Source organism: Methylobacterium sp. J-067, from assembly GCF_022829465.1.
GTDB lineage: Bacteria > Pseudomonadota > Alphaproteobacteria > Rhizobiales > Beijerinckiaceae > Methylobacterium > Methylobacterium litchii.
The window spans coordinates 207,348-218,334 of sequence record NZ_JAKSXZ010000108.1 but is presented as its reverse complement, the minus strand read 5'-3'; the positions used below and the strand labels follow the sequence as shown (position 1 = coordinate 218,334).

Sequence of the window (10,987 nt, the reverse complement as noted above, 5' to 3'; positions counted from 1 at the left end):
AGTACGGTGTCCAGAACGGCCGGGTGCTCGACACCCAGAAGTTCAACTACACCGCCGCCCAGGTGAACTCGGGTATCCCGGTGAAGACCATCACCAGCACCGACGTCTTCCAGGCGCGCTTCCGCGTCCAGCGCGACTTCTAAGTCGCATCAGGCGCTGGGGAGGATCCTCCCCGGCGTCCCGGATGAACCCCGTGTCATGCGGTCTTCGAGGCTCGGCGCCAGCGCCGGGCCTTTTTTGTTGTTCTGCTGCCTAAAAGCGAGGCGCCATGGGCCGCCGGTCCAGTCTCTCCACGAAATGACATCCGCGTGGGATGAACTACACTGAGAGTTCGTTGTCTCTCCCGCCGCGTTGCCGCCCCGATAGCGCGCTGATACCCCAGACCGACATCTGACGGCGCCGCCCGCTCCGAATCCGGCCAGGGCTTCGCACAGGACAACGGACCGGCCCGCCAGAGGCCGGATTTCGGAGGACAGCGATGAGTACCGGAGCTTCGAGCCCGAGCACCGCCCACGTGACACCAGCGGTCGCGCCGGCCTCGCGCCGTTTCTGGCCGGAGGGATGGTGGCGCCTGATCGACATCAAGATCGGCATCATCCCGCTGCCGGTCTACCTGATCCTGGCCGCCCTCCTCGTGGTCCTGGTCCAGGAGGGCGAGATCAAGCCGGACGGGCCGACGATGATCGCCGTGCTGGTGATGGGCGGCTTCACCTGCGCCGAGATCGGCAAGCGGCTCCCGATCCTCAGGAACATCGGCGCGGGCGCGATCTTCGCGACCTTCATCCCCTCGGCGCTCGTCTACTACAAGTTCGTGCCGCCGCAGATGGAGAAGGCGATCATCGACTTCACCAAGTTCACGAACTTCCTCTACATCTACATCGCCACGATCATCGTCGGGTCCATCCTGGGCATGGATCGTGAGGTCCTGATCAAGGGCTTCCTGAAGATCTTTGCGCCGCTGGCCATCGGCTCCGTGGCGGCGGGCCTCGTCGGGACCCTCGTCGGCACGCTGCTCGGGATCGGGGCCTACAAGACCTTCTTCTTCATCGTGGTGCCGATCATGGCCGGCGGCGTCGGCGAGGGCGCGATCCCGCTCTCCATCGGCTACGCCGCCATCCTCGGCACGCAACAGGGCGTGATGTTCGCGCAGGTGCTGCCGCCGGTTATGCTCGGCTCGCTCACCGCCATCGTGCTGTCGGGCACCCTGAACTACGTCGGCAAGAAGAAGCCGCACCTCACCGGCAACGGCAAGCTGCAGCCCGACGCCGAGGAGTTCAAGTCCAGCGACGCCCAGGCCAAGTCCGAGGCCGCGCAGAAGGGCATCGACCCCGCCACGATCGGCGCGGCCGGCCTCACCGCGATCACGCTCTACCTGCTCGGCGTGATGTGCCATCACCTGACCGGCCTGCCGGCGCCCGTGGCGATGCTGTTCCTGGCGGTGTTCGCCAAGCTCGCCAGCGCCGTCTCCCCCCGGCTCCAGGCGGGCGGCTTCGTGGTCTACAAGTTCGTGCAGATCAGCATGACCTACCCGCTGCTCTTCGCCATCGGCGTGGCGCTGACCCCGTGGAAGGACCTGATGGCAGCGTTCACCCTCGTGAACCTCATCACTATCATCGCGACCGTGGGGACGCTGATGACGGTGGGGTTCTTCGTCGGGCGGGCCATGAACATGTACCCGATCGAGACGGCCATCGTGAACGCCTGCCACAGCGGCCAGGGCGGCACCGGCGACGTGGCGATCCTCACTGCCGCCGACCGCATGGCGCTGATGCCCTTCGCCCAAATCGCCACCCGCATCGGCGGCGCCCTGACGGTGACGGGCACCCTCATCGTGATGAAGTGGATCGGCGTCTGAGGGCGCCGGCCCTGCCACGACATGCTGACTCGTCGTGAGGCGAGGCAGCAACGAGGCTAGCGACCGGCTTGCGGGCCGGATGCGCCATCCAGCGCCACGCCGCGGACGGCCGCAGGCCGCTCCTTGCACCGCGTGACGTAGGCATCGAGGGCATTGCTCGACGGGAACGCCTGACGGGCGAAGCCCAAGGCGCTGCCGATCAGGAGATCGGCGCCGCTGAACGTCTCGCCCGTCACATAGGGGACGCGCGTCAGGGTGGTTTCGAGCCGGTGCATGACCGCTTCGTGGTTCCGCCGTTTCTGCGGCGATTCCGCCAGCTCGCCCGACAGGCCGGCGAATAGGGCCGGTTCGAGTTCGCAGGCGTACCACGCGATCCATGTCAGGAACGCGCCCCGGCGCGGATCGCCGACGGCGGGGGCCAAAGCAGCCTGGGGGAACGCCTCGCAGAGGTGGAGTACGATCGCGACCGATTCGGTGATCAGCACGCCGTCGTGGTCGAGGGCGGGCACGCGCTTGTCGGGATGCGGATTGTCGGCATCCGGCTCGCCGGTTTCCGTCATCGGCCGGTAGATCGACACCGGCCTGATGACGTAGGGGGCGCCGATTTCCTCCAGCAGCCAGATGATGCGCGAGGAGCGGGATTGGGGAGCGTGATACAGGGTGATCATGGTCTTCGTACCTCGGCCACGAAGCGGGACAGGCGCGGCCCGACGCTTGTAGAAGCCCCCTCCTGACAGCATCCTGGCAGCAGGAGACAGGCGATGCGCCGGGCGGACAGACTTTTCCAGATCATCCAGATCCTGCGGCGCTCGTCACGGCCCGTCACCGCCGCCGCCATCTCCACCGAGTTGGAAGTCTCGGTGCGCACGATCTATCGCGACTTGGCCGATCTCATCGGGCAGCGCGTCCCGATCCAGGGCGAGGCCGGGCTCGGCTATGTGCTCGGTGACGCGTTCGACATGCCCCCGCTGATGCTGACGCCCGATGAGATCGAGGCGGCCGTGCTCGGCGCGCAATGGGTCGCCGGGCGCGGCGATCCGGTCCTCTCTCGGGCCGCCCTCGATCTCATCGCCAAGATCACCGCCGTCGTGCCCGAGCGCCTGCGGCCCCTGCTCACCGATCCGTCAATCGGTACTCCCCCCGGCCACCCGCAGGCCGGCGACGGCATCGACGTGGCACAGGTCCGGCAGGCGATCCGCGACGCGCGCAAGGTCTGCCTGAGCTATCGCGATATCCGGGGCGAACGGAGCGAGCGGATCGTCTGGCCCGTGATCGTCGGCTATTTCGATCAGGCGCGCGTCCTCGCGGCCTGGTGCGAGCTTCGCCAGGAGTTCCGGCATTTCCGCACCGACCGGATCGTCGATGCACGGTTCCTCGATGAGCGTCACGGGGTCAGGCCCGCCCTCCTCCGGGCGCGCTGGAAGCGCAACCTCGTCGAGACGCGGAAGACCACCCTCTCCAAACCGCCCGCGGCCGTGACGGCCGGGTGATGGCGCAGCGGCGTCGGCGCGAGCCTCACGCGACGCTGCGCTCGATCTCCTCCTCGTCGCAGATCACGCCGGCATTGCCCTCGAACTCGGCGGCGAGGTCGACGGGGGCCTGAAGCGGGGCGGCCGAGACCCTGTCCTTCGCGAAGGTGGCGAGGAACAACCGCATCACGTGGCGTACGCCGGCATCGTTGATGGTGCGCTGGTCGTCGTTGTAGTAGCGCCCCGCATTCACGTTGCTGGTGACGATGTCGTAGGCCGGGAAGTACACCGCGCGGGGGTCGTTGCGCGCCACGACTTCCCCCGCCGCCACGCGCAGGACCGACTTGGAGTAGCTGTTCGACTCCATGACGTGACGGTCCATATAGGTGGCGATCATCGGCACGGGCGACACGGTGAAGATCACCCGCGCGGTCGGGTTGACACTCCACAGCCGGTCGAGGAACCCGTTCAGGTCGGCCAGAACCTCGGCCGAGCCGGCGTTGACGCACTCGTAGAGGTCCGCGTCGAAGGTGCCGCCCGCCACGCCCGGCGCCAGGGGAAGCGCCGCCCCGTCCGCCCGCCAGCGCCAGCCTTCGGTGAGGCCGAGGGTCAGCACGAAGACGTCCAGGGTCTCGAACAGGTGGCGCACGGCGGCGAGATGCGCATCGCGGGCGGCGATCACCTCCGCCTCGCTGGCGAAGCCCTGCGGCTCGACGGTCGGCCGGAACGGATCGACGTAGCGCCCGTCGTCGCGCAGCCACGCCTTCAGTTCCGGCTCGAACTGACCGTAGGCGCGGTCGAAGAGCTGCACGAACTGGCGCGTGTAGTAGAGGTTGCCGTAGCGCGCGGAGAAGGTGCCGAACTGCCGGGCATTGGCCTCGGCTTCGGTCATACCGGGGAGCGGCGGCTCGGTGAGATAATAGTTGAACCCGGCTCCGCGCACGGCTTCGGCCACCCGCTGTGCGAAGCAGGAGCCGCCCGTGGCGACCTTGTCGGTCGGCGCGATGGTGAAGGCGCCCTTTGGGTGCGGATTGACGGCGAAGGGCGGCACGTTGGTCACGACCTTGCGCCAGAAACGCTCGGCCGGTAGACCCGTGTACGGATTATTCGCCATCACCGAACCCTCTTGCCGCCGCGGCGAGTTACGCCGCTGCCGCCCTCCGCTCAAGACCAGCGCGCAACGTGGCCCTGACCGATCTGCCCCGGCGCGCGCGCCATGCGCTCTCCCTGTCGGCCCCTTCCTGGGCGACAGCGTGGCGAAGCCGGTCCCGCGAGGATCAGGCGCGCAAAGGCCCCTCCATCGCGATCATCGGCAATTGCCAAGCGCGGGCGCTGGCCCAGGCCATGCGGCTGCTCGCACCGCAGAGCCCCGTGCGCTACTTTTCCATGGGGACGCTGAAGCGCGAGCACGGCCAGCTCGACGCCCTCGCGCGGGTGCTGCACGGGCATCACCGGGTCTTCAGCCAGGCCTTTCCCGAGGGGCTGATCCCCGGCGGCGGCAGCGCACGGCTGAAGGAGATCGAGCCGCGCCTGACGCTGGTCCCCTCCATCGTCTTCTCGGCCTTCCACCCGGACATGGTCTATGCCGGCGCAGCCTCCGACCTCGCGTCCCTGAAACTCACACCCTCTCCCCTCGGTCAGTACCACTCGGCCATCGTGCTGATGGCGCATAGGCTCGGGCTCGATGCGGCGCGCACGGTCGGCCTGTTCCGCGAGGAGGTCTTCGCCCGGCTCGGGTACCTCGATTGGTGGGAGCCGGCGGTGCGCGAATTGACGAGCGCCGCCGAGCAGGCCGGCTTCGGCCTCGACCGCGAACTGACCCGCTGGGCGCGGCGCGGCGCCTTCATGCACCTGATGAACCACCCGAAGCCGTTCGTGGTGGGCGACATCGCCAAACGGCTGTTGCGGGAAGCCGGCATCGAGCCGGCGCCGGTCGAGGTGGAGGATTACCTCGCCGACGAACTCGTCCACGACGTGATCTGGCCGATCTATCCGCCGATCGCCGCGCAGTTCGGGTTGTCCGGATCCTACCTGTTCAAGGCCAAGGCGCGGGACGGGGCGTTTCCGGTGCTCTACGACCTGTCGGCCTTCGTCGCCGCGAGCTATTCGCTCTATGACGGGATGGCCGCGTCCGATCTGCACTGTGCGCGCGTTGAGATTTGGCTGAGCCTGCCGGAGATCGTGGCCCTGTTTCGCGGATCGGCTCAGCCCGCCGCGTAGAGCGCGGCCGGTGCGGCGAAACCCTCCGCCATGATGCGGACGGTGGCATCGATCTCGCGCACCTGGAACGGCTTGCGCAGGAACAGGCTGCCGGGCACGCCCCGGTTGCGGGACGACGTGTCCGCCGAAGTGTAGACCACCGGTCCCTCCGGCTTGATCGCCCGGAACGCCCCCGCCACCGTCCAGCCGTCGATGAGGCCCGGCAGGTGGATGTCGGTGAGGAGCCAATCGACCTCCTCCCCGCGCTTGCGCAGGAGGGTGAGCGCCGCCTCCCCCGTCGAGGCTTCGAGCACCCGGATGCCGCACGCCTCGCACAGGTTCGCGACGATCTCCAGCAGGAGATAGCTGTCTTCGACGATCAGGACGCTCTGGCTTTGGAGCATGGGGGGCGCACCGATGAACGCGACGATTCAGGATCGAGCGACCCGATTAAGGCGCGGTTAAACATGAGCAGAGCTTTCCGGCCTGACGGGCGGCTGTGGCCTCGGGGACACCGTTTCGGTGAAATCGCAGCGGGCCGGGGGAGATGCCGCGCCCGGGCCGCATTCCGGGCGCCTCACCGGAGCGCGGGTGCGTCGGCGCACGCTCCGACAGAGGCAGCGGGCGCAAGCGCCGTTTGGGGCAGCCCGCTGAACCCGGGCTTAACCATCGTAGCCTTAATGGGACGCAGACAAACGGACGCGGCCCTGCCTCGAAGACCCCAGCCGGCCTTCGGCACCGCGCGAGGAGTTTCGTACACGATGTCCGCCATCATCACCCGGCGCCTGCGCGCCGTCGCCCTCGGTCTCTCTGTCTGTGCCGCCCTCGGGCTCGGCGCCTGCAGCAAGGACAGCGATCTCGCCGACGCCTCGGCTTACGGTGCCAACGGCGCCGGCGGGGCCTCGACGCCCGGCAGCGCCCAGGATTTCGTGGTCAATGTCGGCGACCGCGTCTTCTTCGAATCGGATTCCACCGATCTGACGCCCACCGCCACCGCCACCCTCGACAAGCAGGCCGCATGGCTGCAGCGCTACCCGCGCTACACGTTCATCGTGGAAGGCCATGCCGACGAGCGCGGCACCCGCGAGTACAACTTCTCCCTCGGCGCCCGCCGCGCCCAGTCCGTGTTCGACTACCTGACCACCCGCGGCATCGCCGCCGGCCGGATGCGGACCGTCTCCTACGGCAAGGAACGGCCGGTCGCCGTGTGCAACGACATCTCCTGCTGGTCGCAGAACCGCCGCGCGGTGATCGTGCTCGACCGGGGCGCGGGCGCCTGATCCGGCCCGCCGGCCGTCTTTTTGCCGCGGACGGGGCGTTCTGTTAGGGCGCGCCCCGTCCGCTGACTGCAAGCCGAGCCCCATGCACGCCCGCCTTCCCAGACGTTTCCTCGCCGCCCTCGTGATCCTGCCGGCCCTGTTCGGCCCAGCGATGGCGCAGGATGCCTCCGAACTCGTCGTTCGGCTGGGGCGGCTCGAAAGCCAGTCCCGCACGATGTCGGGGCAGATCGAGACCCTCCAATACGAGAACCGCCAGCTTAAGGAGCAGCTGCGCAAGTTCCAGGAGGACGTTGAATTCCGCCTGAACGAAAAGGGCGGCGGAGGTGCCGCCGCCGCGGCGAAGCCCGCCCGCAGCCCCGCACCCTCGGCCGTCCCGGCTCCCGCCGCGCCGAACTCGGTCAACGGCGGCAATCCCGGTTTCAACGGAGGCGGCACGCGCCAGCCGTCGCAGAAGCGCGGTGACGCCTTCGATCCCGACCAGAACCCCGAGGCGCCCGGCGCCCCGATGCGGCTCGGCGCCACCGAGCCCTCCGCACCGTTGCCTCCTCGTGAAACCGCCGAGGCCGCGCCCCTCCCGCGCGGCGCCCTCGACGATGAGGGCGAGCCCACCGGCTCCTACGACGAGCCCGTCGACCTGAACCCGCCGCGCCGCACGGGCGCGATCCCCTCGGTAGCACCGCGCCCCAGCGAGAGCGTCGCCGCCACCGGCACGCCGGATGCCGGGGCCGATTACGATTCGGCCGTCGAGCTGATCCAGTCCCGTCAATACGAGCAGGCCGAGATGAGCCTGCGTCAGTTCCTGCAATCGCACCCGCGCGACGCTCGCGTGCCCGGCGCGACCTACTGGCTGGGCGAAAGCTACCTCGCCCGGGGCCGCACCCGCGAGGCGGCGGAGCAGTTCCTGAAGGTCTCGACCGATTACGCCCGCTCTGCCCAGGCGCCGGAGGCGATGCTGAAGCTCAGCGTCTCCCTGAACGCCCTGGGCGCCAAGGAGCAGGCCTGCGCCACCCTCGCCGAACTCGAGCGCAAGTTCCCGAATGCCGGGACCGGCGTGCGCCAGGGCGTGACGCGGGAACAGAAGCGCGCCCGCTGCGCGGCGTGACCCCGCCGGACGATCCTGTCCTCGACGCGCTCCACCCCTGGCTGAGACCGGACTCTTCGCGAACGCTCCTCCTCGCCGTCTCCGGCGGCCCCGATTCGACCGCGCTGATGCACGCGGCGGCGAGCCTCCGACCCGATATGCCCCTCCACGTCGCCACCGTCGATCACGGCCTGCGCCCGGACGCGGCCTCCGAGGCCGACTCGGTCGGCCGCGCCGCCGCCGACCTCGGATTGCCCCACGCGGTGCTGCGCTGGCAGGGCGACAAGCCCACCACGGGCCTTCAGGACGCCGCCCGCGCCGCGCGCTACCGGCTCCTCGCCGACCATGCCGCCGCCATCGGCGCGGATCTCATCCTCACCGCCCATACCCGCGACGATCAGGCCGAAACGGTGCTGATGCGGCTCGCCGCCGGCAGCGCGCTCGCCGGGCTCGCGGGTATGCGCCCCGAACGGATGCTCGCGCCGGGCCTGCGCCTCGGGCGGCCCTTTCTCGGCCTCGACAAGGCGGTGCTGGTCGGCTGGTGCGAGGCGCGAAGCCTGACGTTCCTGCAGGATCCCTCGAACACGAACCCGCGCTTCGCCCGCGCCCGCCTGCGGGCGGCGGCCTCGGCCCTCGCCGCCGAGGGCCTGACGAGCGCGCGGCTCGCGCGGCTGGCCGAGCGGGCTGCCCGCGACGAGGCCGCGCTGCGACAGGCAGCGGAGACCGCCCTCCGCGACGCCCTGCTCCCGGCACCGGAGGGGACGCTGCGCCTCGACGGAACGCGGCTGCGGGCTCTGCCGGAGGCCATCGCCCTGCGCTGCTTCGATCTGGCGATCAGGCGCGCAGGCGCGGCCGGCTACCGGCTGGAGAAGCTCGAAGCCCTGGTGCTCGACGCTTTGCTGCCTGCCTTGCATGCCGGAGCGAGCCTGCGGCGAACCCTCGCGGGGTACTCCGTGTCGGCTAAGAGCAGTGGAGTGGTGACACTTGTGCCCGCTCCTCCCCGGAAGAATGCCGGGCCTGCGGCACCGCCGACCGTCTTACTTGGCAACGAACACCCCCCCGCCTACATTGGCGATGCGTGATCGGACGGGCTGGCGCTGCTGCGCGAGAGCCATCTGGGGGACCGCGCGCGCCAAGGATCGATCGATGAACCCGAATTTCCGCAACTTCGCCTTGTGGGTCGTCATCTTCCTGCTTGTGCTCGCCCTCGTGACGCTGTTCCAGAATCCTGGGCATCGGGGCGGCGGCAGCGAGATCGCCTACAGCCAACTGCTGAACGATGCCGATGCCGGCAAGATCCAGTCGGTGGTGATCTCCGGGCAGGACGTGTCCGGCACCTATGTCGGCGGCGGCAACTTCACCAGTTACGCGCCCAACGACCCGAACCTCGTCACCAAGCTCCAGGGCAAGGGCGTGCAGATCACCGCGCGTCCGCCGTCCGACAACACGCCCTGGTTCATCCAGCTTCTCGTGAGCTGGCTGCCCATCCTCGTGTTCATCGGCGCCTGGATCTTCCTGTCGCGCCAGATGCAGTCCGGCGCCGGACGGGCGATGGGCTTCGGCAAGTCGAAGGCCAAGCTCCTGAATGAGGCGCATGGGCGCGTCTCCTTCGATGACGTCGCCGGCGTCGAGGAGGCCAAGGAGGACCTTCAGGAGATCGTGGAGTTCCTCCGCGACCCGCAGAAGTTCCAGCGCCTCGGCGGCCGCATCCCGCGCGGCGTGCTCCTCGTGGGCCCCCCCGGCACGGGTAAGACGCTCATCGCCCGCGCCGTCGCGGGTGAGGCCAACGTGCCGTTCTTCACCATCTCCGGCTCGGACTTCGTGGAGATGTTCGTGGGCGTCGGCGCCAGCCGCGTGCGCGACATGTTCGAGCAGGCGAAGAAGAACGCGCCCTGCATCATCTTCATCGACGAGATCGACGCGGTCGGCCGCCATCGTGGCGCCGGCCTCGGCGGCGGCAACGACGAGCGCGAGCAGACCCTGAACCAGCTCCTCGTGGAGATGGACGGGTTCGAGGCGAACGAGGGCGTGATCATCATCGCGGCCACCAACCGCCCCGACGTGCTCGACCCCGCGCTGCTGCGTCCGGGCCGGTTCGACCGCCAGATCATGGTGCCGAACCCCGACGTCACCGGCCGTGAGCGCATCCTGCGCGTCCACGTCCGCAAGGTGCCGCTGGCTCCAGACGTCGATCTGAAGACCATCGCCCGCGGCACCCCCGGCTTCTCGGGCGCGGACCTGATGAACCTCGTCAACGAATCGGCCCTGCTCGCCGCCCGTCGCGGCAAGCGGATCGTCACGATGCACGAGTTCGAGGACGCCAAGGACAAGGTGATGATGGGCGCCGAGCGGCGCACCCTCGTCATGACCGAGGACGAGAAGCGGCTCACCGCCTATCACGAGGGTGGCCACGCCATCGTCGCCCTCAACGTTCCGGCAACCGACCCGGTCCACAAGGCGACGATCATCCCGCGCGGCCGTGCCCTCGGCATGGTCATGCAGCTGCCCGAGCGCGACAAGCTGTCGATGTCGTTCGAGCAGATGACCTCGCGGCTGGCGATCATGATGGGTGGCCGCGTCGCCGAGGAGATGATCTTCGGCCAGGACAAGGTGACCTCCGGCGCCCAGTCGGACATCGAGCAGGCCACCCGCCTAGCGAAGATGATGGTGACCCGCTGGGGCTTCTCGCCCGAGCTCGGCACCGTCGCCTACGGCGACAACAACGACGAGGTCTTCCTCGGCATGTCGATGGGCCGCCAGCAATCGGTGTCCGAGTCGACCGCCCAGAAGATCGACGCCGAGGTGCGCCGTCTCGTCGAGACGGGCCTGACCGACGCCCGGCGCATCCTCGCCGAGCGTAAGGACGACCTCGAGTCGCTGGCGCAGGGCCTCCTCGAATACGAGACCCTGACCGGTGAGGAGATCCGCAACCTCATCAAGGGCCAGCCGCCTGTCCGCGACGGCGGCGACACGCCCTCGACGCCGGCCCGGCCCTCCTCCGTCCCCTCCGCCGGCCGTGGGCGGCCGAAGGAGAGCGACGGCGGGATGGAGCCCCAGCCGCAGGTCTGAACCGTGATGCACTGACGTGATGAGGGGCGCCGCG

General features: G+C 69.2%; 10 protein-coding genes. 7 read left to right on the top strand and 3 right to left on the bottom strand.

The window, feature by feature from the left end:
• The first annotated feature begins 478 nt into the window (after positions 1-478).
• Complete coding sequence (locus MKK52_RS14990; RefSeq protein ID WP_243955091.1) at positions 479-1,855, top strand: 2-hydroxycarboxylate transporter family protein; 1,377 nt, start codon at positions 479-481, stop codon at positions 1,853-1,855.
• Positions 1,856-1,911: 56 nt separating this feature from the next.
• On the opposite strand, the gene MKK52_RS14985 is transcribed toward MKK52_RS14990, so the two are convergent.
• The gene (locus tag MKK52_RS14985) at positions 1,912-2,523 is read right to left on the bottom strand and encodes a glutathione S-transferase family protein (protein WP_243955089.1); all 612 of its coding nucleotides are present in this window, start codon (positions 2,521-2,523) and stop codon (positions 1,912-1,914) included.
• 93 nt (positions 2,524-2,616) lie between these two features.
• On the opposite strand from MKK52_RS14985, the gene MKK52_RS14980 reads away from it, so the two are divergent.
• A complete protein-coding gene (locus MKK52_RS14980; protein ID WP_243955087.1) occupies positions 2,617-3,345 on the top strand; it encodes a helix-turn-helix transcriptional regulator in 729 nt (242 codons plus the stop codon).
• 25 nt (positions 3,346-3,370) lie between these two features.
• On the opposite strand, the gene MKK52_RS14975 is transcribed toward MKK52_RS14980, so the two are convergent.
• Positions 3,371-4,438, bottom strand: a complete 1,068-nt coding sequence (locus MKK52_RS14975) for a GSCFA domain-containing protein (protein ID WP_243955085.1) — start codon at positions 4,436-4,438, stop codon at positions 3,371-3,373.
• Between the two features lie 68 nt (positions 4,439-4,506).
• On the opposite strand from MKK52_RS14975, the gene MKK52_RS14970 reads away from it, so the two are divergent.
• On the top strand, positions 4,507-5,544 hold the full coding sequence (locus MKK52_RS14970) for a WcbI family polysaccharide biosynthesis putative acetyltransferase (RefSeq protein WP_243955083.1): 1,038 nt from the start codon (positions 4,507-4,509) through the stop codon (positions 5,542-5,544).
• Here the strand turns inward: MKK52_RS14970 and MKK52_RS14965 are convergent.
• A complete protein-coding gene (locus tag MKK52_RS14965) occupies positions 5,529-5,927 on the bottom strand; it encodes a response regulator (RefSeq protein ID WP_243955081.1) in 399 nt (132 codons plus the stop codon). The genes MKK52_RS14970 and MKK52_RS14965 overlap by 16 nt on opposite strands.
• Before the next feature lie 357 nt (positions 5,928-6,284).
• Between MKK52_RS14965 and pal the strand changes: the two genes are divergently transcribed.
• The 4 genes from pal to ftsH all read left to right on the top strand — a co-directional run bounded on the left by pal (position 6,285) and on the right by ftsH (position 10,953).
• Positions 6,285-6,803, top strand: a complete 519-nt coding sequence (gene pal, locus MKK52_RS14960) for a peptidoglycan-associated lipoprotein Pal (RefSeq protein ID WP_243955079.1) — start codon at positions 6,285-6,287, stop codon at positions 6,801-6,803.
• 82 nt (positions 6,804-6,885) lie between these two features.
• Positions 6,886-7,905 carry a tol-pal system protein YbgF gene (gene ybgF / locus MKK52_RS14955; protein WP_409564673.1) on the top strand — a complete coding sequence of 340 codons (1,020 nt, stop codon included), beginning with the start codon at positions 6,886-6,888 and terminating at the stop codon, positions 7,903-7,905.
• A complete protein-coding gene (gene tilS, locus MKK52_RS14950) occupies positions 7,902-8,966 on the top strand; it encodes a tRNA lysidine(34) synthetase TilS (RefSeq protein ID WP_243955076.1) in 1,065 nt (354 codons plus the stop codon). Before ybgF ends, tilS begins: the two co-directional genes overlap by 4 nt.
• Before the next feature lie 64 nt (positions 8,967-9,030).
• Positions 9,031-10,953, top strand: a complete 1,923-nt coding sequence (gene ftsH, locus MKK52_RS14945) for an ATP-dependent zinc metalloprotease FtsH (protein WP_243955074.1) — start codon at positions 9,031-9,033, stop codon at positions 10,951-10,953.
• The last annotated feature ends 34 nt before the right edge of the window (positions 10,954-10,987 follow it).